Here is a 25,221-nt window from a genome sequence, read left to right on the forward strand (position 1 = left end):
ATGGAGCACACACAGCCATCGTCGGAGCAGGGGCGCCGGTTTTGGAGTCGGACCCAGTTCGCGGTCGCGCTGGGCATGACCGCGGGGGTGTTCGATCGCGCCGTACGGGCGGGTGCTGTGCCTGCCGCCGACGCCGGGACACCGTCACGGCCGGCGCGCTGGTCGCACGAGACCGTCGCTGCGACGGCCGGGCGGGTTGAACAGATCCGCGCCGAGGTCGGCAGCCTCGACGATGTGGGTGCGGTCCGGGCCGCTCAAGCGCTCTCGGGCACCTTCGGCCGCGAGGTCGACCCGGACACGGTCGAAGAACTGGGCAGGTCCGGGGTGATCCCGGTCGTCGGCGAGTACAAGGGCCACGTCCTGTACTCGGGGTTGGCGCTGGAACGTTTCGACGACACCGCCGCGCTCGAAACGGCGCAGCGGAGGGGCCGGTTGTTCACCCTCGACCAGGCCGCCGCGCACCTTCGGGTTCGGCCAGCCGATCTGCGGCACGTCGTCGACGCGAAGCTGCTCGAACCGATCAAACACGGTCATTCGCGCTGGCAGCGGCGGCGCGACGCCCCGAATGTCGCCCTGTTTCGGGCGGCGGACCTGGACGTGATCGCCGAACACCCCGGCATCGACTGGGAGGCCGTGCGCGCCACCCCGGCCGGGCGTCCCTCACCACTGGCCCGGTTGAACCGCATGCCCGTTCAGAGAGGACGCTGACATGCACCGCGAGCACGAGGAAGCGATGCGCGAGGCGTTCGCCGAACTCGACGGCCTGACCCGCGCCGCCTACGCACCGACGGCGTCGGAGGCCGATATCAATCGGCTCTACACCGACGGCGCGGCGATCGATCAGGGCTGGACCTACGGCCCGCACCAGCAGCAGTGGGAGTTCCTGAAAGGTGTTCGGTCCCAATGGGAATGCGAGCCCGAGCAGGTTCGGTCCATGCTGCGGTACTGCCCCAGTGGCGGCTTGGATGGTGTGCAGCGTCGCAGTATCGAGCAGGCCCGCATCCTGACCGCCGGTTCACGCCCGGAAATCGAGCGGGGGAGGTGACCCGGTGGGCACCGCAGATCAGAACTCGACCGGCACGGCGTGCGGCCGGTGTGACCGGGTCAAGCCGCCGTTGCGGCGCGGGTTGTGCGGTGCCTGCTACCAGCGGACCCGCACGCGCGGGAAAGCCTACGGGCGCTGGGATCCGGACCGCACCGCCGCGGACCCGGTACGCGAGCACATCACTCGCCTGGAGAAGGCCGGCGTCAGTCACCGGCGCCTGGCCGAGCTGGCCGAGCTGCACCGCTCGACCTTGGGCGTTTTGCTGCACGGCCGCCGAGGATTGGAACCGCCGCAATGGATTTCGCACTCTGTCGCGGCGCGGGTCTTGGCGGTGCCGGTGCCGGAATCCGTGGTCGAGGTCGCTGCCCCCAACGGCCGGGTGCCGGTGGTCGGCGCGCAACGCCGGTTGCGGGCGCTGGTCGCCGATGGGTGGCCGCAAAAAGTGCTGGCGCAAGATCTCGGTCTGTTCCCCAGCAACTTGGGGCGGTTGACCCACGGCGAACGTCCGATCACCGCCCGATGGCACCGCGCCGTGTGTGAGCTGTTCGACCGCAAGCAACTCACTCCGGGGCCGTCGCAGCAAGCGCGCGACTACGCGCGGGCGAAGGGGTGGGCGCGGTCGTGGCAGTGGGACGAAGACACCATCGACGACCCCAAAGCCCGCCCGACTCCATCGCACTACCAGCGCAAGGTTGCGCCGCGCCCTGAACTCGGCTGGGCCGTGCACTCCAGCGCGGTGCCGACTTTCACAACCACCACCCGCGGCTACGACGCCGCCGATCTCGCGGTGCCCGTGCGGCGCCGCCGAATTGAAAGGACCCGTTGACATGGACCACACACCCACGAACCCCACACCGAGCGACGCCGAAATCAATTCGGCGGCAAACCAATTGCGTGACTTGATCGCGATCAAGACCTCGAAACTGGCCGACCAGCTCCTGCACAGTCCGGAATTCGGGACACCGGAGTGGGAGCAGGAGTGGAACCAGCGCGACACCCCGGAAGGTCAGCAGCGCCAGGCGAAGTGGCATCTGACCAAGATCCGGATCCAACGCGCCGCCGATATCGACCCGCTCGGCAACGTAATCAACGCCCGCGTGTTCGGCGCGGACTGGGACCAGATCGGCGCCGCCTACGGCATCGACGCCACCGACGCAGCCGACCGCTGGAACCGCGCCTGCTCCGGCTACGTCGAACGACTCGACGCGATCAGGTCGCAGGCGAACCCAGAACCAGCGCAACAGGATCCAGCTCCCTCCCTGGATCGGCCACGCAACCGGATCGAACGGAGCCGCTGACATGGACCACGAATACGAAGTAGCCATGCGCGTGGACTTCGCCCGGTGGCAGGCACTGCTCGACAGCCCGTTTCCGATCGAGACCGAGGCCGAACTCGAACAACGCATCCACGCCGACGAGATCGAACTGCGGTGGTCATACGGTCCGCACAGCGCGCACTGGCGCTACCTCGATGACGCCCACCAGGACTGGGCCGCTCGACCCGAGACCATGACCCGGTTCCTCGACGGCATCACCCAGGACCGTACCGCCGGCTACTTCGTCGGCGTCACCGATATCGAGTACCGCAGCCAATGCCAGGCCCGCGACCTCACCGAGGCCGAACGCGCTCGCAAGCGGGACCGGCCGCCGCGGCAGCGAGGGCGGTGAGGTCGATGACTCTGACAGCGACCAGCCTGTTCGCCGGTGGCGGTGGTGATGCCGAGGGGTTACGGCAGGCCGGCTACGACATTGTCGTTGCGGCGAACCATTGGCGGACCGCGGTGCGAACCCTTCGCGCCAACTACCCCGACACTGATTGCCGGATCGCGAATTTGTCGGAGACCGATTTCCGGACTTTCCCGCGCACCGACATCGCGTGGATCTCTCCGTCGTGTGTGTGGCATGCCCGTTCCGGTGGCCGTAAGCAGCCGCCGGTGCAGGTCGAGTTGCGGCGCGCCGATGAGGGATCGGTTGATCGGGCAACGGCTTTCGCGGTGATCGCCGCGAGTGAGGTGCACCGCTATGAGGCGGTCATCGTGGAGAACGTCCCCGAGTTCATGAACTGGGGCGGCGGCGTGATGTATCGCTGGTGGCTCGATGGCATGACCGTCCAGGGTTACAAGCATCAGATCGTGATCTTGGATTCCGCTGAGATCGGCCCGAACCCGGTGGCGCAGAACCGCAAACGCGTCTACATCGTGTTCACCCGTCACGGCGAGGTCGATCTGGCTCCCGGCCCGGTCGAGCGGACCCCGGCCACCGCGATCCTTGATCCGGATCCGGGCGAGCTGGTTACCCGTCGAATGTATGTGACACCGCAGTTCGAGGAGATCACCGACATCGATGTGCCGCACCTGGTCACCTACCGGCGCAACGCGCACGCCCGCCGCGCCGACCGCCACCAGCTCGCCACCGTCACCGCCGGTGGAAACCACCACGCCATAGCGACCCGCACCGCGGACGGGATCCGGCACCGGCTGCTGAACAACCGCGAACGTGCCCGCGCCCAGGGCTTCCCCGACGACTACGTCTTCCACGGCCGCAACGTGCCGGTCATCACGAACGGCAAACGCCGCTACATCGACGAAGTCCGCGTACAGATCGGCAACGCCGTCTCGGTCAACGTCGCCCGCTTCCTCGGCCAGCGTGTCGCCCAATCCCTCGGCGCCACCGAAGCATTGGGGGTCGCGGCATGAACCGCCCCGATCCACGCACACCCTCGGCAGGCCCGTCCTACCTGCTGATCACGACCGCGTTGAAACGCACCATGGGCGCCGGCCACGGTACCAACGACCCGACACGCTGGACGAACTACCTGTGCCCAGTGCATGAGGGCGACGGTCGCCCGCACACCCCGAGCCTGGGCGTGCGCTACGACCCGGACCAGGCCCGGACCATCGTGCGCTGCTGGGCGACCTGCGACGACGAGAAAGTCCTTGCACGGCTGCCGCATCCGACCGAGAACCGGTCGCTCGGTGTACGGGACATGTTCGACCGGCTCCCCGAACGCCGCCGCGACAACCAGGCCACCAGCCCCGGCAGTGGCGAGGGTCGGCGAGCAGCGGGAGTGGTGTCGCCGGTCGAGCAGGCGATCCTGGCCGCGCGGTTCCCGATCCTGTCCAAACCGGAGCTGGGTGTGCAGACCGGGCCGCCGGTGCGGATGGACACCTACCGGTATCGGTGGCCCGACGGGCACGTCGAAGGCGCGGTGATCCGGATACACATCCCGCACGAACACGGCGTCAAGAAGTCGTTCTATCAACGGCATTGGACCGGAACACAGTGGGAGGACGCGGGTTTCGCGCCTATCCCGTTCCAGCTGCCCGATATCCGGGAAGCCCTCGACACCGGTCGCGAGATCTATCTGTGTGAAGGGGAGAAGGACGTCCTGCGCGCGAACCGGGCCGGGCAGATCGCGACCTGCAATGTCGGCGGCGCGGGCTCCTGGACGCCCGAACACGCGCGTTGGCTGGCCGGCGCCGCCCGGGTGATCGTGGTCGCCGACCGCGACCGACCCGGCTACCGCCACGCCGCCAAGGTCGCCGACACCCTGACCGGTCGCGTCGGGGAGGTGCGGGTGATGCAGGCCCGCGGCGGCAAAGACCTCTCCGACCACCTCGACGCCGGACACGAACTCGGCGAACTCGACCCCGTCCCCTACCTCGACCGACCACAACCGCAGCAGCAGGACAGATTTCGTGGCCCGGCAGTGAGCCGGACGCGTACGCGAAGCCGCTGAACCCCGCCGACCACCACAACGCAAGGACCACTCGAATGACTGAATCGACAGGAGCCGACATCATGACAACCAACCACCCCGGCGCGCAGCCGGTCCGCGCTGAGGAGGGCGCGTCATCGTCATCTTCGCCGCGGCGGCCGATGCGTGCGTGGCCGGTGCTGTTGCTGGCGTTGCCGGCGTTCGTCGCGATCTGGTCCGGGTGGGTCGGGTTGGGTGAGCTGACCGGGTTCGGACCGGTCCGGCCGCTGCCGGGCATCGCGGACGGCTTCACGATCAATACCGCGATCACGTTGCCGATCGGGATGGAAACCTATGCCTCCTACGCACTGTATGTGTGGCTCGGTAACCGCATCAGCTCCGCCGGCACCCGCCGCTACGCGAAGTTCTCCGCGTTCGGCAGCCTCGCGTTGGGCGCGGTCGGCCAGGTCGCCTACCACCTCATGCAGTCCGCAGGCGTGCGGTCCGCGCCGTGGGCAGTGACCGTGCTCGTAGCCTGCCTGCCGGTCGCCGTGCTCGGCATGGGCGCCGCACTGGCACACATGATCCTGCGCGAACACCACCACCCAGCGGTGACCGGTACCGCCGAACATGCGGTGGTGCACGGTGGTGCACGGCCGTTGCCTGAGGCACAGGAGAAGGGTTCGACCGACAGCGTGCACGGTGCCGTCGCACCACCGCATGCACCGGGCACCGAGGGCGGTGCACCGGGTGGTGCGTCCGAGTCGCCGGATGCACCAGCGGCGAAAACCGGTGTGGTGCGCACGCACCGGCGTGTTCCACCCGCCCGCCGCCCGGCCCGGCACCGCTCTACCATCCGGACTCTGCGCCCGCGCAGTACTCGCACCGTGACAGGGATTGTGCCTGCTCACCACCCATCAACATCGGCACCCGAGGCAGCGGAAACCGCGGCGGAGCAGGCGACGCCGGCCGATCGGGACGCGTTGATCCGGGAACTCACCGCGCGGGGCATGTCCGCGCGACAGATCGGCCCGCTCGTCGGCGTGGCGCACACGACCGTTCTGCGAGTGCTGGGCCGCACCGAGAACGCACCAGCCGATGCACCACCCGCGCATTGCGCACCAGCCGACACCGGGTCGGCATCGGTGCCGGTGCACACGACACCGGTCCGGCACCCGGGGCTCCAGGTCATCCACGCCCCCGCGGGCGGACCGGTCGAGGTGATCGAGGCCGAACTGGTCGAGGACACCGAGCGTGCCGTTCCGCACGATCAGACCACCGGCACGGTTCGCAGGCACGCGTGATGAACGGAATCGAATGGATAGAGCGACCCACATTGACTTTGCATTGTGGTGTGGCCCGAACTGGAGGTGCAGGCGAAACTATGGCGCGGCTGATGTCTGTGGCGCTGACCGAGCAGCAGGTCCGTGACCGCACGAAAACTGTGACCCGCCGGATCGGCTGGAGCTACCTCCGTCCCGGCCAACGACTGACACTGTGCCGAAAAGTTATGGGCCGCAAGCATGGCGAGCCACTGATCCGGCTTGTCGACGTTGAAATTGTGGCCGTGCGTCGGGAACGTCTCGACACCATCACATCATCGGAAGTGGCTGCGGAAGGGTTCCCGAACATGACTCCCGCCGAGTTCGTAGCCTTCTTCTGCGCCGCGCACAAAGGCTGTCAACCAAGCAGCGACGTTACCCGCGTCGAATGGCGCTACATCGCGGACTCTGCCGACCAGGGGACACCGTCCGGATAGCCGAAGTGCTGTAACTCCTTTGCACCCGACAAGGCCCGCCAGGCACCCGCCCGGCGGGCCTTTTCGTGGTGTGCAAGAAGCGCTTTCGGACGGGACTTGGACGGGACAATGACGGGACTTGGACGGGACAATGACGGGAAAACCAAGTCCCGTCCAAGTCCCGTCAAGCAGACGCTCAAACTACGTTTGAGCTGGGTGTTTCGCGCCGTCCCCTTCCCCTGCCCGGCTGACACTCTCTCTGGCTTCGCTGTTCAGAGAGAGTGTCAGCCGGGCAGGGGAAGGGGACAACACAAAACACAAAGAACAAAAGATCAAAAGACAAGGGAGACAAGAGAAGGACCAAAAGAGGAAGAGAGACCACAAAGGGAGGGTTGGGAGCGGGGTTGGGTCAGGTGCGGACGTTACGTCGAGAGCTGCGCCACCTCCGGTGGCGTGTTCGCGGCCAAGGCGCGCTCAGTGCGGCAGGGCGCGTCAGGTGCGGAGGTGGCGGTTCAGGGCACGCGAGCAAGCGCGTGTGGGGGGCGAGAAGGGCGCGTCTCGGGTATCCGGGGTGGAAGAGAGGACCACAAGAAGAGGGGCGGATGCGGTCCGGAATAGCGGATGCGGTCCGGAATAGCGTGCTGATTCCTAGGTATCAATTCATCATCGAAGGAGCCAATGCCACTGTGGGAGAGGGTATTTCGGTAGAATGTAGTTAGTAATCAACTAACTGGGGAGGGTTCTATGAGTGTCGTTTCCGCGGCGATGGTCGCTGCGATCGATGAAGCATGGGCCGGTGTTCGCGCCCGGCATCCGGAGGTGCCCGACGTGATGGTCACCATCGCGGCCGGATCGGTCGGCCGGCGCGGTGTGCGCTTGGGGCAGTTCGGGCCCGACCGCTGGGTGCACGGCGATACGCGGTTGCCGGAGTTGTTCGTCGGCGGTGAAGGATTCGTCGACGGCCCGCGCGAAGTGCTGGCGACGCTGCTACACGAAGCGGCTCATGGCGTCGCGCTCACCCGCGGTGTCAAAGACACCAGCCGGGGCGGGGCCTACCACAACAGCAAATACCGCGAGATCGCTGTCGAACTCGGCCTGCACGTCGAACGCAGCAAGGGAGCGGGATGGTCGGACACCGCGATCACCGACGCTGCCGCAGACAACTACCGGGCGCAGATCGACCAGCTCGGTTCCCTGCTGGTCGCGCACCGCCGCTCTGAACACGACTACCTCGACGAACGCGTAGCTGCCGCCGACGAGGGCAACGGAGAAGGTGACACGGAATCGGAGGCGAGCGAACCGATCCCGCACAACGGCTACGCGCTCACGTGTTCGTGCGACCCGGTGCGCCGGATCAGGGCATCCCGCAAGGCATTCGACGTCGGTCCGATCTTGTGCGGGGTGTGCGCGGACCCATTCACGGTGACCACCGAAGACGATGATTCCTAGGAATCAATTCCGGTGCTTCCCAACGAAAGTCGGGAATTCGTGCCTTACGCGCCGATACTGCCGATACTGCCGAGGATACCAGGGGCAGGGGTGCGAATCCGTTCGCGCGCACCGAAACCGGCGTTTGTGTCATACCCGCTCGCTACCGTGATAGGTGGTCGACGTTCGCGTGGCTGCTTTCGGGGGTGAGTATGGCGGCCGAATCCGGGGAACCCGTGCTATGCGCTGGAGATGGACGCCGCGCTGGGCCGCTACGACGAGTACATCGACATCCGCGATCCGGCAGTGTTCGCGACGTGGCAGAAGACCCCCGGTCTGCGGTGCCTGGTGTGCCGGCATCCGGTGACGGTCTACCACTCGAGCGCGCAGAACCCGTTCGTACGGCACGGCAAAGGCTTCGGGGCCACCGGCGATCGCACCGTGAAGACCTCGGCACGGGAAACCTTCCTGCACTTCCGGCTCAAACACTGGGTCTGCGCACAGCTGCGGGCGCTGGGCTCCGAGGACGCCCGCGTGGAAACCCACCTCGAGGCCCGCACCCCGGACGTGTTCGGCCACCTGCACGGCCGCGGCTACGCCGTCGAGGTCCAATGGTCGCGGCTCGACCACGCCGTGGCGGAGGCACGGACGCGAGATCTGCTGGCTGAGGGTGCCGACGAAGTCCTGTGGCTGACTCGGCCCTGCACGTGGGCCGAAAAGCTGCCCGTGCTGGGCATCACCTCGTTCAACCCCGGCGGTGACGACTACGAAGCCCACACCGGATTCCTCACCTACCAACAGCACACCGGAGCCAGATCGAACGGGCCCGAGCGCGGCCAGAATCTCCGGCGGCGTCAACCACACGTCGGTGACCATTCGCGCCGACTGATGCCCATTCATCCCCGCGTGCGAGGCGCCGCCGATACGCCCACTGCCGACACGCATTCGAACAGAACTGGCGCGGCCGACCAATCTCCGGCGACTCGATACCACCCCCGCGTACCCCCACCACGCTCCACGAATCCCTTATTCCGTAACGCTTCAAGCACGCCCTGACAACACCGACAGCAACGGGTCAGGAATCGGTCAAATTCCTCGTTGCGGGCGTGACACCAACCTCGCAACGCAGCACAGCTGTCTTATTTCGTGAGGGTGATGTGGCCGTACCCGCCTGGCATTGCTCGTACGCCGCGTTCAAATAAAGGCCTCCATGGTCGGCAATTCCTGGTGTCCGGCCACCCGGCTGTCGTAGAGTGGGCGCCATGCGACTGAAGGAGCTGCAAGCGGCTGAATTCAAGCGATTTTCCCACCTCACGGTAACCGATATACCGGAAACGGCTCGACTGATTGTTTTGGCAGGGCCTAACGGTGTGGGCAAATCGTCGTTCTTCGATGCGCTACGTACTTGGCACTGGCAGCATGGCTCTGTGGGGTTCTCGTGGGATGAGACGTACTATGTGAAAGCGCAGGAGTTCGAGGATCTCGCGAATTCGGAGGTGCGAAATAAGGCGCAGAATGTGCAGCTGACAATGCATGACGAGTTTAGGTCAGGTATCGACGATGCTCGTAAGCGCGTATACGTTCGTTCTGCGTTCCGTAGTGAACCCGATTTCAATGTCTCTAGTTTCAGTCGCCCTCAATCTCCGCTTGAAACGGTGCGAGTTAATCGGCTTATAGATACAGATGCTTCTATATCTGAGAACTATCGACGTTTAATCATCAAAACAATTGATGGAGTGTTTGACGATGAAATATCTGACGCTACGACAAAGGCTGAGATTCGCTCGCGAATAATCGGCCGGGTCGCGGACTCCATGCTCCGGGTATTCCCTGACCTTGTTTTGACGGGTGTGGGCGATCCTATGGATCAGGGTTCCTTCTACTTCCAGAAGGGAAAGGCAAAGAAGTTTTTATACAAGAATGTGTCCGCTGGCGAGAAAGCCGTGTTCGATCTGCTGCTTGACATGATTATCAAACGCGAGTACTTCGATGATACTTTGTGGTGCATCGATGAGCCTGAGGTTCATCTCAATACGCGTATCCAAGGCAAACTGCTCGGTGAACTTCTAACTCAGCTGCCCGAAAGGTCGCAGCTTGTAATTGCTACTCACAGCATCGGATTTATGGCGAAGGCGCGTGAGCTCGAACAGGATCGGCCAGGCGAAGTGGTGTTCTTGGATTTTGATCGCCAGGACTTCGATCGGCCTGTGGTGCTGAGGCCCATTGTGCTAGACCGAGACTTTTGGGCTCGAACCCTTGACGTGGCACTCGGAGATCTTGCGCCATTGGTGGCCCCGGAGCAAATTGTGCTTTGCGAAGGGCGCCCCATCAAGCAGGGAGAGCTGAGCACGAAGGCGGAGTTTGATGCAAAGTGCTACCGCGCTATCTTTGGTAAGAGTTACCCGGACACCGACTTTATATCTGTTGGAAATTCGGATGATGTAAGTCGAGACAAGCTTGAGCTCGGCCGCTCTATTCAAGCGATCATTAGTGGCACAAAAGTAATTCGAGTTGTTGACCGGGATTATATGAACGACGCGGATGTAGAAGAGTACGAAACTCGCGGAGTCAACGTTCTGTCTCGCAGGAACGTCGAGTCGTACTTGCTGGACGACGAGATGATCACCGCGCTCTGTGTGCACGCAAATAGACCCGAGTTAGGGCCGCAGGCAGTTGCGATCAAGAATGAAGAGGTCTCGAAGAGTGTGCAGCGTGGCAATGATTCCGATGATCTTAAATCGCCTGCGGGCAGTATCTATATTAGACTCAAGAAGCTTTTGCAAATAGACCGTCCCGGACGGACGTGGGAATCATTTTGCACTCAAACGCTGGCGCCTTTGATGACAAAGGGCATGTCGGTGTACAAAGAGTTGGAAGACTCGATCTTTAAGAGTAGATCATGATGGTCTTTACCTGAAGATGGGCTGGCGCAGTACGGCGGGGTGAAATTTGCTGCGGCAAGGTCGCAAAGCCACCTCATCCGGCGCGACTTTGTGGCGCGTTCAAGGCCTCCAGAGGTAAAGCTTTGCTACGTGACACGGTGGTGAGACCGAGACCGTCGGCGCGCAATGCGGAACGGCCAAGTCTGCGCCCCGCCGGATCGGTGACGAGTGGCCTCAACCGTGTTCGGGGCATCTTCTCTGGCCCGGTCGGACTCAATAGCGGTTGTCCAATTCGAGAAGGCCGTTGAAGCCGTGTCGGTAGTCGGCGACGGCTTCAGCGAGGGCGTATAGCCGGGACGCGACCCTGTCGACCGGGTCGGCAGGCTGCCACTCGTCACCGGCCACGTGCAGGCCGTTGATGCTCGGCAATGCGAGCAGGGTGAGCGCCGTGGTGACTTCCTCCGCAGTAGGCGTTGGGTCGAGGTCGCGGCGGACGACGCGGAGTAGTTCGGCGGTGGTGAAGCTGCCGAGGTCGTCCCCATCATCGATGGCGGCCATGACGACGTAGAGGACGTCTCCGGGGCGCTGCTCGGGTGTCTTCATCGGATGCTCCCGCGGGTCAGTTCGGTTCGGTCAGTGAGCGTCGCGGGCACCACTGATAGGCCGGGACGGTGCCGTTCTTGTCGGAGGTCGGGATCGAGAACGAGCACAGTCCGAGCCAAGAGCCGTCAGAGCATTGGGCCCAGGCGTGGACGAAACCGGGCACTGTCCGTGTCAGGTCGAGGCCGGCGGCTTTGACCCGTAGGGAGGCGCCGCGACGTAGGTAGGTCTGGGTGACGATGGCAGTACCGAGTTCGATGAGGACCGGCCGCGCGGTGGGTCGACGAGCTTGCGCAGGGGCGAGGAGAACTCACCAGTCCATTCTTCGAACATAGATTCGAATCTTAGCGTGTCGAAGTGCTGGTTGGTCAGGCGTCCGAGTTAGTCTGCTGACGTGTCATTCTCTGTTGGATCGAAGGTGAAGATCGGTGCGACCGGCGGCTCCGAGTTCACCGTGATTGAGGTCGACCACAACGGCGACCCGGGCGTCGTGCTGATCAAACCGGTCCTGGATGCTGGCTATGAGTTCCCCGCCCGGGTCGCTGATCTCGTCCTGATCGACGGCGGTCCCGGGCGCGTCTAAGGTCCTATGCCCGGTGGTGTCTTGCGCACGCGGGTACGCAAGACATCCGTTCGATCAGGCCCTGCTGATGGTCCTGCTCATGACTTGCTTGCTGGTATCGATTGATTCGCAGTGTGGGCATTCCGTGTGCGGGAAGATGCGGGCGGCGGCTTCCATCAGTACGCCGGAACCGGTGAGGATGCTCGCGAGGACGGCCGCGATGTAGCCGTTCTCGGCGGCCAGAAACACACCGGTGAGGACGCCGAACCAGGTGGCGAGTAGCACGGCGAAGATCCCGCGGCTGGTGGTGAACAAGTTCTTCCACATTGTGTTCATCACGGCGAGCCACATCGGGACCGCCATGAACACGATGAACCCGGACATCAGGGCGAGCACTGGTTTGCCGGTCGCCCACCAGGCTAGCGCGCCGGCCGCGCTTCCGATCGCGGTGGCGATGGCGAGTCGGGTGGTGCAGGGGGCCACCGCTTTGCGACCGAGCTGGGGTAGTAGCGCCAGCGAGATCAGTGCCATCCCGAAGGTGAACGCGTGCAACAGGACGGTCTCCTGCTGCGCGGTGAAGATCCCTCGCATAATCATCGGCCACTGCACCATGAACAGCAGCACGAGGATTTGGCGCCGGAAGGCCCACGACCGCAGGGGAGCCCGCCGGTCCGCGATCAACCGCGGCTGCCTTGGCGCGTTGTTCTGGTAGACGATGACGTTCTGAGGTGTGCTGGGGATGCTCTTCTTCAGCCGTTTCGGCTGCGGGTCGTGGTTGATGCGGGTGACCACTTCCAGTTGGTCGATCGCGTTATCAAGCGCTGCTGACCACCTTCTCGATGGCGAGTCCAGGTCGTCGAAGAAGAGCGTCTCCTGCGTCGCGTTGTAGCGTCCGCTCCGTGGTGCAGGTGATGGTTCGTCGGGATGAACGAGTTGGAGCTGGTGTCGGTCGGCTTCGGCAGTGTCTGTGCTGGGCTCTACGGCGGCTTCCTCGAGGGTGCCGTTGAGTTCGTGCCAGGTGCGCAACACCCGGGTGATCTGATCGTCGCGGAGGCGGCACGCCCGTACGAAACGTTCTACCTGTTCGACGCGGGCTGGCAGGGTGATGTTGGTGCGGTCGGCGAATCGGTAGGCGGTGCTGCGGGGGATTTTCGCGAGCTTGGCGACCTTGCCGGCCGTCATGCCCGATTTGTGCAGGATATTGCGCAGCATCGCCATGAACTCCTCGACCGTTCCCGCGGACAGTTCGAGTTCGTGCACGCGTTCGCGCTCTTGCTGTGGATCCGGGACGGTCACTGATCGCCTCGTTTTCCGCCGAGAAGCACGACCAGCGCGTCGGCGAGGCGCTGCATGAACGAGCCGCGGGACGGCGAAGGGAGCACGCAGATCACGATCCCTACGATCAGGGCCAAGGCGATGCCCGCCGCCATCCGCGGGTCGGTGCCGGAGAATGCAAGCACCGCCGCGAAGACCAGCGCTGCCAGCGCCAGCACACAGGTCAATGTCACGGCCGGCCATGTCCACGCCGAGCTCGCGGGATGCAGGTCCTGGTCGGGACGGGTCTGTTCGGGCGGAGCCGATTGCGAATCGGGCGGGCGCACGCTGTCTTGGTGTCGCCGTTCAGTCGGCATAGAGGAGTCCTCCGATTGTCGCGGTGTTGCGCGGCGACCGAGGAACAGCAGAGCTCGAAGAACCCGGTGTGCGCCTTCCCGTAGGTGGGAGGCGCACACCGGGCGTTCGAGCGGGACCGCAAGTAGGCTCGGTCACCGCGCGGGTGGCATGCAGTCGAGACGTCAAAGGGTTTCGATGACTCGCACCTGAAATTTCGAGTTGGCGCTCGAGCTCAGGCGCCCCCCGGCTTGCCGGGGGGCTGCATGAGCATCATGCCCTTTTGTTCCGACACAGCCCACTGACCAACCGACCAGTTCACGTGCGGCACTACGGAATTCGGGTAGTTTCGTGTCCAACCCCCTGTTTTCGGGGGCCCAAATGCATGTTCGAATGCGTCCAGGTGGAATCGAGGCTCGCGAATCCGTCCAACGGCTGTCCATCCGGGCCGTTCGCTGGACAAGATTAGTGATATGTGCCACATCACGAGGTGGTAACGATCGGTGGAGGACGTGACGTTTCCGCAAGTCACCAGCCCGGCGGCCGCCCAACTAGATGAATTGCACAGACAATTTAAGCCTCATTTGCCTTACAGTCGGGACTGCCAGCAGTGTGAATCGCTGTCGGCTCCCCCGGACTTCGCGCAATGGCATGCAGTCGAGACTCGGGACCCTCGGTGGAAGCAAGTCCGTTTGGCGGCGGACTCCACCACAGATCGAGGGCCTCAGAGCGCCGAACGAACACATCATTCTCGATGGCGCTCTGAGGCCTTCAATCAAAACCTTGTGTACGGTTTGTTTCTATGCTGTCCGAGGCGGACGCCACCGGCGGGTGGTCGTTCGAAGAACATCCGCGGCAAGGCGCCATCCTGACGCGCCGGGTGTATCGCCGCCAGCTCGCCGTGTGGCAGGACGGGCACCTGTATCAATTCCAAGTCGACACCGACAACGCCACCATCAAGATGGGGCGGCGCAGCACCGCTGCAGCAGCCAAGTCTGCCGCGGAGAAGGCGGCCAGGCCGACCCCGGCCTCGTAGCGGTCGCGTGCCTCGCTGGGTCTGACTCACCCCCTCGATCTTGAACGGGTGTCGCCGCTAATGGTGGCGACCAGGGTTGGATCTCTCAAAGCCATTGGTGGTCATCGACTTTGAGGTGCAATTCGAGCATGGCCCAGCTCCACAGCAGGCACCCGAACAAGACTGCGCCTGCCGGCGGAAAGGCTTGTGCTGTGGCGGCGTTGCCGGCGCTGATGCCGAACCACAGCGACAGCACGAGCAGGCCTAATCCGCGCCAGTTCAGCATTTCGTGCCACTGGACGGCGTCTTGCCAGATCAGTGTGCCGACCAGGACCAGCAGGCCGGTGAACATCGCGGTGTAGACCATGGAGTTCATCGCAAGCGATAGCCAGCTCGCCCCGAGGCCTAGGGTGATCCCGACGCCGAGCTTTACCGGGGAGCGGATCGACCGGATCCGGACCACTGCGGGGTTGCGCAGCACCACTACCGCATTCACGGCGACCAGCACAGTCGCGACCAGCGGGACGAGTTGTCCGATGAACCTGTGGAGGACCTGCAGCAGTAACGTCGTGCCCACCAGCAAGGCGAAGTTGAGCCGTGTCGCAGCCAACACCCGCAGCCGTCCTGCCGTGTAGCGCGCTCCATTGCGCTCCCACCGCCGTGCGGCGCGTTGGCTGCGTCGCATGGAACGGTCCGAACGTCTGGCCCGGCGAGCGTCCTCGTCGTTCCACTCGCGTAGTCGCCTCACCCCTGCCTTTACGGTGTCGGGCAGTGCTCGCGCAGTCTCGTGCAGCACGCCATGCCGCAGAGGCAAGGGAGACTCGTTGTCGGCAGCACCGGCGAGCAGTGCTGCCTCGAGTTCCGCCATCTCCTCGCGGAACTTCGCGATATCAGCGGGTTTCTTCTTCTGCTCCGTGGAGGTCTTTTTGGGGGTGTTGCTAACGGCCAGGTGGCTGGGATGCTCGCTGAGCGCGGTCCAAATACCGTGCAGCAGTTCGATCTCGCCGTCGGAGCATTTGCACGCCCTGGCGAAGGCTGCGACTTGGCCCCAATTCTTGGGCAGGGTCGGGTTGCTGAGTTGGACGAACTTGTAGGCCGTGCTGCGCGGTAACTTGCCGTCAGAGTAGCGCGCGATCTGTCCGGCCTTACGGCTTGATCGGTTCATGAGCTGGCGCAACAGCAGGCTGAACTGCTCTGCGGTCACGATCTTTTCCGCCCTGCCCGCCAGATCTATGTAGAAGGAGTCCCCGTCCTGGGGCGGGCTGCTCACGGTGCTCGGTTGACACCACCGGACAATTCGACCAGCGCCGCTAGGACACGGCGCCGCAACGTCGCACCCGTCGAGGCAGGCAGGACGAATGCACAGATCACCACCGCCGGGATCAACGAGAGTGCGGTAGCCGTCGTCGGGGCGAGGCCACGCCCGGTCAGGAAGTAGATAGCCGTCAACGCCGAGACGACCAGCGCTACGGTCACCGTAACCGTCGGCCAGGTCCAGAGCGGCCCGGGGGTGCTCTGCGGGGTTGCTTGCCCGGCCACTGGGCGGGCAGCGGTCTGCTGGGCTGGGGCCTTATCGATCACGAAAGAACCTTTCGTGTGTAGGCACGGCCCGCGACCACATCGCTCAGCCGTGATCGCACACCGGCCTGGCTGGGTTACCAGGGTGTGGCGTCACCGGTCGAGCGCGACCGGGTCGCGAGCCTCGCCATTGTTTGGATGCAGCCGAGATGTTCAACGCCTGGGAAACCCGGACCTTCGCGGCCGGGTTGCCGTCCCGGGCCGCGAAGACTCCCGGCATCGGGCCGGGAAAACTGCATCCGGAATCCTGCCTCGTTTGCCCGTCTATGCATAGGTGCTTTCGAAGTTCGTTGTCCCCGGTCGGCTTTCGCTGGACCGGTCACCATCCGTCCACGCTTCCATCCATCCCTGAGACCTCGTGATAGACACTGTCCTCGCCCCGTCGTGGAATACCAGAAGCTGACTGAGTGTCGGGGCACGACCTGGGAGTTTCGTGTCCATCGCGCGGGACCTGCCCAGCAGGGGGTGTCCAAGACCGCTGTCCGGCCTACAGTCATCGCGGTAAGCGGTGCCGATCTGTCACCGCTTTCCCCGCGCGACGCATTTGGATGCAGCCGAGCCCGGGAGCCGGCGGGCATGTTCGTTGCCGTCGAACATTCCGCCACCGCCTCGGGTCGCCCAGCCGGGTGACCCGAGGTCCAATACTTGACATTGAACCGCGGGCCGCCCGTCAGTGGGCGGTGCTATCTGGCCGGCGAGCACGCCCGGGCTTGCGGCCGACGGCGCCGAGCATCACCAGTCGGGTTTCCGACAGCGCGGGGCGAAGCCACTGCTGTACCGGCACTAGTCCTGGTGCGAGCAAGTCGAAGCCAGCAAGCAGTGCCTGCGCCTCGGCGGTGGACCGGAAGCGGACTTGAGCGGAAGTATCTCTGGTGTGGGCGAGCAACTGGAGTATCTCTGGGGCGGAATCGGCGGAGCCGTGCGTGATTGCCAGAAGACTGCCCGGTGCCAACTCATCGCGGAAGGCTGCGATGATCTCGGCGGGGTGCTCGTCGTCCATGACGTAGTGCAGCACTCCGATAATCGTGATCGCCACTGGCTCATCGAAATCGATCAGGGCGCGGTTCTTCAGCTCATCGAGGATGTCCCGCGGACGGCGAATATCGCCCAGAAGTGCCGACACACCGGCTGTTTTGGCCAGCAGCGCGTCACAATGAGCGAGGACGACGGGGTCGTAGTCGACATACACCACCTGCGCCGACGGGTCGAACTTCAGAGCCACCTCGTCGACGTTGGGCTGGTTCGGGATACCCGAACCGAGATCGATGAACTGACGGATACCGGCCTCTGCGGCCATCTGGACAGTCTTGAGCATGAAACCACGGCAGTACCAGGCCAAGGTCCTGATTTCCGGTGCGCGAGAAAGCATCTGATCGCCCATGTCCTGGTCGATCTCAAGATTGTCCTTCCCGCCCAGCAAGTAGTCATAGACCCGCGCCGAGTTCACCTGGTCAGGTCCGAACGGCTGCGGCGTTCGGTCGCTCTCCGACGCAGGACCTACGTTCCCTTCGACCACGAACGTAAACCGTAGCCGACCACCACTTCAGTCAGCTTGAGAAGCAGAAGTTCTACCATTCAACGTCGGTTTCCCCGAGAAGTCGCGGTGCAGGAGCACCCTCGGTACTTCAGCTGTTGGCGTCGAATCGGTGGTGGCGCCCGGTGCCGAATCGCCCGCCGCCGCGAACGAGACCGACGAGGTACCACACTGGCGCCGGCCCGGCCAAAGCGATGGAAGCACCGTCGTCTCTGCCGAGCAGCTGGCGCTGCTCGACGCAACGGCCGCGGACTGCACATCACCCCGGTACCCGACATCCGCCACCGCTGCGGACCGGCGCGCCTGGACCTGGTTCCTCGGTCAGCTGTCGGGCGTGCTCGGCGTCGCGCTGCCGGATACCGCGCGGTCGAGTCGGGCGTGCTGGTCGCGTTCGTCGTCAGGCACGAATGCCTGCAGTATGAGCGCATCATAATTGCGCTGAGCGCACCTTACGGCGTGTGCTAACCTGCCTTCTACCTGGTCTTTGACCGGTTTTGCACAAAAAATTGAGGCGTGACGGAGGTAGCAACACCATGAGCCAGCCAGTTCCGTTCCCGCGTACGGTCGTTATAGAGCCGCCAGACGCTGCTGCGTACCTCAGCCCTATGGGTGTTGCCATCCCCGACGTCATGGCCGCTATCAGTACGGGCGATACCTGGGCTGGCAATATGACAAAGCATCATCCGATCACGGCCGCAGGTCTTATTCGATGGATCTACGTCGTCGGCACGCTGCGCGAGCGCCTGGCTCGGACGAAGCGGTGGATCGAAGACGACACTTTGAATCGGCCTGTCTCCCAACGAAAAGATGGCATGTACTCGCTCTCTGTCGTCGGGGGCAACGAGGCCACCGGGATCGGGGACCATTCCACTGGCCCGTTCGCGGCGCGGCGCCGGGGACCAGCAACCGAGCAGGCAATCGTGAACGGCACCGTGCCGTTGATCACGGTGCAGTCGCTGCGTGGCCGCAGCGAGGACGACGGTGACCTGCGCAATGAACCGCCATCTGGACCATGGTTCCTCCTGTACTACCGAGACACTGACGCCGTGCGTATGGAAATATCACTGCCGCTCGGGTTCAGCGATGGCCAGTTCACAGGTTGGAAGGTGCGCGTCATCCTCGATGAATGGAGGCCGGACAGTGGCAGCGCGAGGCCGCACGACGTCGGAGGTCAAGACGTCGACTTCGAGGTCGAAGAAATCGTCAGAAGGGTCGGTTGAGACCTACCTGGATCCTGATCGGATCCGGATCGCGCGGATGCGTCGAGGGCTGACGAAAGCTGAACTCGCACGCAACCTGTCGGTTATTCCACGCACGATCACCCGATACGAGGCGGGCGAGGCGCCGCGGCAGGTTGCGGCGGCGCTGGCAGAGGCGCTGGATTTTCCTATCGGGTATTTCGATCGTGGTGGTGCGCCAGTGTTCGACGCTGCCGACGTTCGCTTCCGCGCTGCAAGGCAAGCCAGTGCTCGCGAACGCGATGCCGCAGTGGCAGCTGGCGTATCGGGCGTGGAAATCGATCGTTGGATTTCCATGCGGTTCATCCTTCCCGAGATGGCGGTGCCATCGCTGGCAGGCAACGACCCGGCGACGGCCGCCCAGCTGCTCCGCGGCGTCTGGGGGCTGGGAACCAAACCACTGCCGAACCTGGTGCAGCTGTGCGAGTCTCGCGGTATCCGCATCTACAGCTTGCCGCCGTTCGCTGATGCCGTCGATGCGTACTCGATGTGGCAAGGCGGAACCCCGTATGTCTTTCTGGCCCGCCGCAAATCGCCGGAGCGAATACGGTTCGACCTCGCCCATGAGATAGGCCACCTCGTCCTGCACGACGGAGAGCCCTGCGAGACAGCCGTCATCGAGCGAGAAGCTGACGCGTTCGCGTCGGAGTTCCTCGTACCAGCGGCGAGCGTCGTCGAATATCTGTCGTCGACGCCGTCCGTGTCCGACATTTTGGCTGTGCGTAGTCAGTTCAAGGTATCGGCGATGGCGCTGGCCATGGCTGCCCACAAGTCGGGGCGGATAAGCGACTGGATCTACCGTCAGATCTGTATCGAGCTGTCCACGCGAGGATTCCGGTCGTCGGAGCCGGGTGGAATGCCGAACTACGAGATGTCTCGGGTGTTCCCGCAGGTGCTTCGCCGGTCAAGCGCCAAGGTAAGTGCCCGAGTGATCGCTGACGACCTTGAGCTCCCAACGAGCGATGTCCATGCGCTGACCTTCGGCGCCGAGCTGAGGTTCGCCCAGCAAATTGAGGTCACCAGCGATACCGGCCAAAGCGGCACGGCGGGCGGTTACCGGTTGCATGCTGTCTGAGATCAGGTTCATGACAACCGGACATGCACTGCTCTGAACAGGTGAAACGAACACCACAAAACTTTCGTTTCTGCGCTGGGCGGCACGCTGCTAACTTCGTGATCAGCACAGCGCTGGGGCCGATTGACCTTGTAAGCGAAAGGTCGTCAGTTCAATCCTGACAGGGGGCTCCAGGTAGATAGGCGCGTCGGTTACGACGCGCCTATCGGCGTGCTTGGGACATGGTGCGGACGTAGTGCTCGGGCAGGGCGCGGACGTATTGGGGGCAGGACGGCGGCGAGAGTTGTCGTACCTGCCTGGTAGTTGTGGTGGCAGCGGTTGGGGTCGACCGCGTGTGAAACGGAGGAGGGGAAAACCGATGCGCCCGAGCACGAGTCAGCTGATCAACGACATCTGTGACGAACTGGAGCGGATGCCGGAGGGCTACGGGTTGCCGGTGTGGCCGCCGCGGGAAGAATTGCCGCCGGCAGCGAAAAAGGCGGCCAGGCAACCTGTTTCGGCGCCCGGCCACCCCTGGTTCACTCATCATCCGCGACGGGTTCAGTCGGGCACGTTCGCCCCGTAGCCGAGGTTGCGCAGCGCCTGCTTGATCCTGGCCTGGGCGTCGTCCATGGATTCGGGCGACGGGTCGGGGTCAGCGCCCGAGATGTCGAAATCGGTCATGGTGAACGCCGGGAAGACGTGGACGTGCAGGTGCGGCACCTCCAGCCCGGCGACGAGCAGGCCCGCGCGCGGCGCGTCCCACGCCTGCCGCACCGCCTGCCCGATCTTCTGGGCGACGGCGGTCAACCTGGCGAACGTCTCGGTGTCGACGTCCTGCCACTGATCGATCTCTTTGCGGGGCACCACGAGGGTGTGCCCGGTAGTGACCGGGGCGATCGTGAGGAAGCCGACGAATTCGTCGTCCTCCCACACGAATCGACCCGGGAGCTGACCGGCGATGATCGCGCTGAAGACAGAAGCCATACAGCGCAGACTAGTCCGGCCCGCCGCGGACTACACCGACACGAAGTGCGACAGGATGCCCTGCACCTCGTAGATGTCCACCTGGCGGTTGAACCGCTTCTGCAACGGATCGGGATTGCCGGAGATCCAGATGGCGAGCTCGGCGTCCAGATCGAAGGTGCCCGCGGTCTCCACCGAAAAGTGCGTGATCGCCCGGTAGGGAATGCTGTGATAGCTCACCTTGCGTCCGGTCATGCCCTGCTTGTCGACCAGGATCAGGCGGCGATTGGTGAACAGGATGGCGTCGCGCACCAGCAGGTACGCCGCATAGATCTGTTCGCCCTCACCCATCAACTTCGCGTATTCCTGTTGTGCCCGACCAGGATCGATCCGTCCGGCGTTGCCCATGATTCCGTCGATCAGGCCCATCGTTCCCCGTCCTTCGCACGATCTGGGTGTGGCAGGCCCGCGGCGGTATGCCGGAACCGTCCCTTTCCATGATGCGCGTCGCGAAGCTGATATTCGATGGTCGTCTGTCGTTCATGAGCCGAGGCGTGGGTTCCTGGGGCTTCACCTAAGCTGTCTGCCGTGCGCGTACTCGTCATCGGTTCCGGAGCCCGTGAACATGCCCTCGTCCTTGCGCTGCGCAGGGACCCCGCGGTGACGGGGATCGTCGCTGCCCCGGGCAACGCGGGCATCGCGCAGCACGCGCAGACCAGGGCGGTCGATCCGTGCTCCGCGGAGGCCGTGGTCGCGCTGGCCACCGACGTGGCGGCCGAGCTGGTGGTGATCGGTCCCGAGGTGCCGCTGGTGCTCGGTGTGGCCGACGCCGTGCGGGCCGCGGGCATCGCCTGTTTCGGCCCGTCGGCCGCGGCCGCGCGGATCGAGGGCTCGAAGGCCTTCGCCAAGGACGTGATGGCGGCCGCCGGGGTGCGGACCGCGCACAGCGAGATCGTGGACAACCCGGCCGACCTCGACGCGGCACTGGACCGCTTCGGCCCGACCTGGGTGGTGAAGGACGACGGCCTGGCCGCGGGCAAGGGCGTCGTGGTCACCGCCGACCGGTCGGCAGCCCGCGATCATGGCGCCGAACTGCTCGAGCAGGGTCATCCGGTGCTGCTGGAATCTTTTCTGGACGGACCGGAAGTCTCGCTGTTCTGCCTGGTCGACGGCGAGACGGTGGTGCCGCTGCTGCCCGCGCAAGACCACAAGCGGGTCGGCGACAGCGACACCGGCCCGAACACCGGCGGCATGGGCGCGTACACCCCGCTGCCCTGGCTGTCTCCGGACGCGGTGACCACGATCGTCGAAGACGTGGTGAAACCCGTTGCCGCCGAACTGGTTCGGCGCGGCAGCGGATTTTCCGGACTGCTGTACGCGGGCCTCGCGATGGGCGTCGCCGGACCCGCCGTGGTCGAATTCAATTGCCGCTTCGGCGATCCCGAGACCCAGGCGGTGCTCGCCCTGCTGGAGAGCCCGCTCGGCGAACTGCTCGCCGCCACCGCGGCCGGCACCCTCGCCGAGGTCGAGCCGCCGCGCTGGCGGGACGGTTCGGCGATCACCGTGGTCGTCGCGGCCGAGAACTACCCGGGCCGCCCGCGCATCGGCGATGTGATCTCCGGCGCCGGTGACGGCGCACTCGACGACACCGCGGCGGTGCTGCACGCGGGCACCGCGTTACGCGAGGACGGCGCGCTGATCTCGGCGGGCGGCCGGGTGCTCAACGTCGTCGGTGTGGGCGCCGACCTGGCCGAGGCACGAACCAACGCCTACGCGCGGATCACCGCGATCAAGCTGCCGGGCAGTCACTACCGCACCGATATCGGTCTCGCTGCGGTGGAAGACCGTATCGCCGTGCCGGACCGCGCCTCCGCGAATTCGGGCCGGACCCGGGAGTCGTAACAGCCTCAGCCGAAGTTCAGGCCATGGACCGCCAGCCATTGGCGGGGGTCTACGTGCTGACCGCCGACGATCACCTCGAAGTGCAGGTGCGGGCCGGTGGAGTCGCCGCGGTTGCCCATGCGCGCGATCTGCATGCCCGCGGGGACGCGCTCGCCACGGGACACGAAGAAGTCGTACATGTGGCCGTACACGGTGATCGAGCCGTCGTCGTGCCGGATGCGCACCCACAGCCCGAATCCTTCGGCCGGGCCCGCGTCGATGACGGTGCCGTTGGCGACCGCGTAAATCGGCGTGCCGATCGGGCCCGCGATGTCGATGCCGTTGTGGAAGGTGCCCCAGCGCGAACCGAACCCGGAGGTGAACACGCCGCGCGCGGGCATCACGAAACCGCCCATGCCGGGCAGTACCGCGCCGGGATTCGGGAGGGTGCCGCCCGCCATCCACGGTTGGTATTCGCCCGCGGCCGCCGCGGCGGCTTCGGCCTTGGCGCGCTCCAAGGTGGCGCGTGCGGCGGCGGCCACCACCGCTTGTTCGCGCAGCCGTTCACCGTTGGCGATGGCGTTCAGGTAGCGGCGTACCGAGGGCGGTGTGGTCTGCATCTGCAAGGGATAGGCCACGGCCACGCGCTGCACGTGGTCCACGTCGGGGAGTCGATCACTGATGGTGCCGGTGTAGGCGGTGTCGCCCGCGGCGAACACGGCGGTGACCGCGAGCCCGGCCAGCAGCACGCGATGCTTGCGCAGCAGCGCGAGCATTTTGTCCCGATCGGGTCGTCGCTGCGCCCACAGTTCGGGTAACTCGGCCCGCCGTCGCCACAGTTCCCGGGGGTCGGGCCGGTGTCGCAGCAGTTCACCGAGCTGCACCCGATCGAACAGCACGCGGATGCCCCGGGCGGGTTTCTCCCGCATCCGGGCACGCCAATCCGGCGGAATGACCACGATGCCGCCCACTCCGCGCATCCGGTCGAGGCCGGCTCGTCGAGCATTCTCGAGCATCAAAGCGACCATAACCCTGGTCGCGGCCGCGTGCAGGACCGGCAGGCACGACGGCGCGATACGGCGGAGTCTGCGCGACGAGACGAAGGCCCGGCATCCGCGCGCTGCCGTCGGGGGACACCGTCTAGCGTCTTGCGGGTGTCCAGAGAATCTCGCCGGTCGACCATTCCACCTTTCTACGTGATGGATGTCTGGAAAGCTGCGGCGCAACGGGCCAGAACGCACGGCGATGTGCTGGTACTCGCGGCCGGCCAGCCCTCGACGCCTGCGCCCGCGCCGGTGCTGCGCGCGACGAGAACCGCGATCGAATCCGAATTGCTCGGCTACACCGAGACATTCGGCATCCTCCCGCTGCGCGAGGTGATCGCGGCACATCACACCGTGACCTACGGCTACCCGGTGGACCCGGACGATGTCGTGATCACGACCGGGTCGTCGGGTGCGTTCTCGCTGATTTTCCTGGCGGCCTTCGACCCGGGGGACACCGTGGTGGTGGCTCGGCCCGGTTATCCGGCCTACCGCAACACCCTCACCGCGCTCGGCTGCCGGGTCGTCGAACTGGACTGCGGCGCGCAGACCCGGTTCCAGCCGACCGTGGCCATGCTGGAGGCGCTGCCGGAACCGCCGGCGGGGCTGGTGGTCGCGAGTCCGGCGAACCCGACCGGCACCATGATCGCGCCCGACGAACTCGCGGCGCTGGCGCGCTGGTGTGACGAGCACGGCACCCTGCTCATCTCCGACGAGATCTATCACGGCATCACCTACGCGGGTGCGGATACCGCGACCTCGTCGGCGTGGGAGACCTCGCGGGAGTCGGTGGTCATCGGTTCGGTGTCCAAATACTTTTCGATGACCGGTTGGCGGCTCGGCTGGATGCTCGCCCCGGCCGGGCTGCGTCCGGCGTTGCAGCGGCTCGCCTCCAATCTGACCGTGTGCCCGCCGGCCATCTCGCAGTACGCGGCCTTGCACGCCTTCGGTGCCGAGGCGAAGGCCGAGCTCGACGGGCACGTGCGGCGCTACGCGATCAACCGGCAGTTGCTGCTGGACGGGCTGCCGAAACTGGGCATCACCGACCTCGCCCCGGCCGACGGCGCGTTCTACGCCTACGCCGATATCGGTCACCTCACCGATGACGCGCGCGGCTGGTGTGCCGACGTGCTCGACCACACCGGCGTCGCGCTCGCGCCCGGCCTGGACTTCGATACGGTGCGCGGAAACCGGACAGTGCGGTTCTCCTTCGCGGGCGCCACCGCCGACATCGAGGCGGCGCTGCTGCGTCTAGGGCACTATCTCGCGGTCTGATCGTCGTGTACGGCAACAACTTTCCGCAGTTCGACACCATGACCGCGCGGATACGGTAAAACATCGATGGTTGCTTT

The 25,221-nt window shown here is 65.0% G+C and carries 28 protein-coding genes; 19 read left to right on the forward strand and 9 right to left on the reverse strand.

The window, feature by feature from the left end:
• The 12 genes from NVU01S_RS25125 (at position 1) to NVU01S_RS25180 (ending at position 10,811) form a co-directional block, all read left to right on the forward strand.
• The gene (locus NVU01S_RS25125) at positions 1-708 is read left to right on the forward strand and encodes a hypothetical protein (protein WP_052281254.1); all 708 of its coding nucleotides are present in this window, start codon (positions 1-3) and stop codon (positions 706-708) included.
• Position 709: 1 nt separating this feature from the next.
• Positions 710-1,045 carry a hypothetical protein gene (locus tag NVU01S_RS25130; protein ID WP_043679812.1) on the forward strand — a complete coding sequence of 112 codons (336 nt, stop codon included), beginning with the start codon at positions 710-712 and terminating at the stop codon, positions 1,043-1,045.
• Between the two features lie 4 nt (positions 1,046-1,049).
• Positions 1,050-1,871 carry a hypothetical protein gene (locus tag NVU01S_RS25135; protein ID WP_052281253.1) on the forward strand — a complete coding sequence of 274 codons (822 nt, stop codon included), beginning with the start codon at positions 1,050-1,052 and terminating at the stop codon, positions 1,869-1,871.
• Position 1,872: 1 nt separating this feature from the next.
• Complete coding sequence (locus NVU01S_RS25140; protein WP_052281252.1) at positions 1,873-2,343, forward strand: hypothetical protein; 471 nt, start codon at positions 1,873-1,875, stop codon at positions 2,341-2,343.
• 1 nt (position 2,344) lies between these two features.
• Positions 2,345-2,713, forward strand: a complete 369-nt coding sequence (locus NVU01S_RS25145) for a hypothetical protein (protein ID WP_043679809.1) — start codon at positions 2,345-2,347, stop codon at positions 2,711-2,713.
• A 5-nt stretch (positions 2,714-2,718) separates the two neighbouring features.
• Positions 2,719-3,741 (forward strand): DNA cytosine methyltransferase, encoded by a 1,023-nt coding sequence (locus tag NVU01S_RS25150; RefSeq protein WP_043679806.1) that lies wholly within the window; start codon positions 2,719-2,721, stop codon positions 3,739-3,741.
• Positions 3,738-4,784 (forward strand): toprim domain-containing protein, encoded by a 1,047-nt coding sequence (locus tag NVU01S_RS25155; protein WP_052281251.1) that lies wholly within the window; start codon positions 3,738-3,740, stop codon positions 4,782-4,784. The genes NVU01S_RS25150 and NVU01S_RS25155 overlap by 4 nt, the downstream gene beginning before the upstream one ends.
• A gap of 62 nt (positions 4,785-4,846) precedes the next feature.
• On the forward strand, positions 4,847-6,046 hold the full coding sequence (locus tag NVU01S_RS44635) for a helix-turn-helix domain-containing protein (protein WP_218023634.1): 1,200 nt from the start codon (positions 4,847-4,849) through the stop codon (positions 6,044-6,046).
• An 80-nt stretch (positions 6,047-6,126) separates the two neighbouring features.
• Positions 6,127-6,501, forward strand: a complete 375-nt coding sequence (locus tag NVU01S_RS25165; protein ID WP_043680383.1) for an ASCH domain-containing protein — start codon at positions 6,127-6,129, stop codon at positions 6,499-6,501.
• A gap of 723 nt (positions 6,502-7,224) precedes the next feature.
• On the forward strand, positions 7,225-7,929 hold the full coding sequence (locus NVU01S_RS25170) for a hypothetical protein (protein ID WP_052281287.1): 705 nt from the start codon (positions 7,225-7,227) through the stop codon (positions 7,927-7,929).
• Between the two features lie 231 nt (positions 7,930-8,160).
• Positions 8,161-8,964: a competence protein CoiA family protein gene (locus tag NVU01S_RS25175; protein WP_043680387.1), complete on the forward strand. Its 804-nt coding sequence runs from the start codon at positions 8,161-8,163 to the stop codon at positions 8,962-8,964.
• A 206-nt stretch (positions 8,965-9,170) separates the two neighbouring features.
• Entirely contained in the window at positions 9,171-10,811 is a 1,641-nt protein-coding gene (locus NVU01S_RS25180) for an AAA family ATPase (protein ID WP_043680391.1), read from the forward strand.
• Between the two features lie 252 nt (positions 10,812-11,063).
• On the opposite strand, the gene NVU01S_RS25185 is transcribed toward NVU01S_RS25180, so the two are convergent.
• Positions 11,064-11,393, reverse strand: a complete 330-nt coding sequence (locus tag NVU01S_RS25185) for a hypothetical protein (RefSeq protein ID WP_043680395.1) — start codon at positions 11,391-11,393, stop codon at positions 11,064-11,066.
• Positions 11,394-11,808: 415 nt separating this feature from the next.
• Between NVU01S_RS25185 and NVU01S_RS43570 the strand changes: the two genes are divergently transcribed.
• Positions 11,809-11,973, forward strand: a complete 165-nt coding sequence (locus NVU01S_RS43570; RefSeq protein ID WP_156161925.1) for a hypothetical protein — start codon at positions 11,809-11,811, stop codon at positions 11,971-11,973.
• A gap of 54 nt (positions 11,974-12,027) precedes the next feature.
• Here NVU01S_RS43570 and NVU01S_RS25190 read toward each other — a convergent pair whose 3' ends face one another.
• Together NVU01S_RS25190 and NVU01S_RS25195 are read right to left on the reverse strand one after the other, a co-directional pair.
• Entirely contained in the window at positions 12,028-13,212 is a 1,185-nt protein-coding gene (locus tag NVU01S_RS25190) for a hypothetical protein (protein ID WP_169815266.1), read from the reverse strand.
• A gap of 32 nt (positions 13,213-13,244) precedes the next feature.
• Entirely contained in the window at positions 13,245-13,583 is a 339-nt protein-coding gene (locus NVU01S_RS25195) for a hypothetical protein (RefSeq protein ID WP_063048168.1), read from the reverse strand.
• Between the two features lie 779 nt (positions 13,584-14,362).
• On the opposite strand from NVU01S_RS25195, the gene NVU01S_RS25200 reads away from it, so the two are divergent.
• The gene (locus NVU01S_RS25200; protein ID WP_043680407.1) at positions 14,363-14,596 is read left to right on the forward strand and encodes a hypothetical protein; all 234 of its coding nucleotides are present in this window, start codon (positions 14,363-14,365) and stop codon (positions 14,594-14,596) included.
• A gap of 85 nt (positions 14,597-14,681) precedes the next feature.
• Here the strand turns inward: NVU01S_RS25200 and NVU01S_RS25205 are convergent, their stop codons facing one another.
• The 3 genes from NVU01S_RS25205 to NVU01S_RS25215 all read right to left on the reverse strand — a co-directional run bounded on the left by NVU01S_RS25205 (position 14,682) and on the right by NVU01S_RS25215 (position 17,669).
• Positions 14,682-15,779: a hypothetical protein gene (locus tag NVU01S_RS25205; RefSeq protein ID WP_156161926.1), complete on the reverse strand. Its 1,098-nt coding sequence runs from the start codon at positions 15,777-15,779 to the stop codon at positions 14,682-14,684.
• A gap of 62 nt (positions 15,780-15,841) precedes the next feature.
• Positions 15,842-16,156, reverse strand: a complete 315-nt coding sequence (locus tag NVU01S_RS25210) for a hypothetical protein (protein WP_156161927.1) — start codon at positions 16,154-16,156, stop codon at positions 15,842-15,844.
• A gap of 667 nt (positions 16,157-16,823) precedes the next feature.
• The gene (locus NVU01S_RS25215) at positions 16,824-17,669 is read right to left on the reverse strand and encodes an SAM-dependent methyltransferase (RefSeq protein ID WP_052281289.1); all 846 of its coding nucleotides are present in this window, start codon (positions 17,667-17,669) and stop codon (positions 16,824-16,826) included.
• Positions 17,670-18,292: 623 nt separating this feature from the next.
• On the opposite strand from NVU01S_RS25215, the gene NVU01S_RS44295 reads away from it, so the two are divergent.
• The 3 genes from NVU01S_RS44295 (at position 18,293) to NVU01S_RS25235 (ending at position 20,565) form a co-directional block, all read left to right on the forward strand.
• Positions 18,293-18,907, forward strand: a complete 615-nt coding sequence (locus tag NVU01S_RS44295) for a hypothetical protein (protein WP_043680414.1) — start codon at positions 18,293-18,295, stop codon at positions 18,905-18,907.
• The gene (locus NVU01S_RS25230; RefSeq protein ID WP_280140886.1) at positions 18,810-20,000 is read left to right on the forward strand and encodes an ImmA/IrrE family metallo-endopeptidase; all 1,191 of its coding nucleotides are present in this window, start codon (positions 18,810-18,812) and stop codon (positions 19,998-20,000) included. Before NVU01S_RS44295 ends, NVU01S_RS25230 begins: the two co-directional genes overlap by 98 nt.
• A gap of 358 nt (positions 20,001-20,358) precedes the next feature.
• The gene (locus tag NVU01S_RS25235; protein ID WP_043680418.1) at positions 20,359-20,565 is read left to right on the forward strand and encodes a hypothetical protein; all 207 of its coding nucleotides are present in this window, start codon (positions 20,359-20,361) and stop codon (positions 20,563-20,565) included.
• On the opposite strand, the gene NVU01S_RS25240 is transcribed toward NVU01S_RS25235, so the two are convergent.
• Both NVU01S_RS25240 and NVU01S_RS25245 read right to left on the reverse strand, forming a co-directional pair.
• Entirely contained in the window at positions 20,541-20,966 is a 426-nt protein-coding gene (locus NVU01S_RS25240) for an HIT family protein (protein ID WP_043680422.1), read from the reverse strand. The two genes, NVU01S_RS25235 and NVU01S_RS25240, sit on opposite strands and share 25 nt — an antisense overlap.
• Positions 20,967-20,996: 30 nt before the next feature.
• A complete protein-coding gene (locus NVU01S_RS25245) occupies positions 20,997-21,374 on the reverse strand; it encodes a PH domain-containing protein (protein WP_014981431.1) in 378 nt (125 codons plus the stop codon).
• A gap of 159 nt (positions 21,375-21,533) precedes the next feature.
• On the opposite strand from NVU01S_RS25245, the gene purD reads away from it, so the two are divergent.
• Positions 21,534-22,847 carry a phosphoribosylamine--glycine ligase gene (purD, locus tag NVU01S_RS25250; protein ID WP_043680427.1) on the forward strand — a complete coding sequence of 438 codons (1,314 nt, stop codon included), beginning with the start codon at positions 21,534-21,536 and terminating at the stop codon, positions 22,845-22,847.
• A 5-nt stretch (positions 22,848-22,852) separates the two neighbouring features.
• Here purD and NVU01S_RS25255 read toward each other — a convergent pair whose 3' ends face one another.
• Entirely contained in the window at positions 22,853-23,842 is a 990-nt protein-coding gene (locus NVU01S_RS25255; RefSeq protein WP_043680470.1) for a M23 family metallopeptidase, read from the reverse strand.
• 138 nt (positions 23,843-23,980) lie between these two features.
• Here NVU01S_RS25255 and NVU01S_RS25260 point away from each other — a divergent pair, with 138 nt between their 5' ends.
• Positions 23,981-25,144: a pyridoxal phosphate-dependent aminotransferase gene (locus NVU01S_RS25260; protein ID WP_043680429.1), complete on the forward strand. Its 1,164-nt coding sequence runs from the start codon at positions 23,981-23,983 to the stop codon at positions 25,142-25,144.
• Positions 25,145-25,221: the final 77 nt, after the last annotated feature.

This window comes from Nocardia vulneris (assembly GCF_001613425.1).
In the GTDB taxonomy this organism is placed as follows: Bacteria; Actinomycetota; Actinomycetes; order Mycobacteriales; family Mycobacteriaceae; genus Nocardia; species Nocardia vulneris.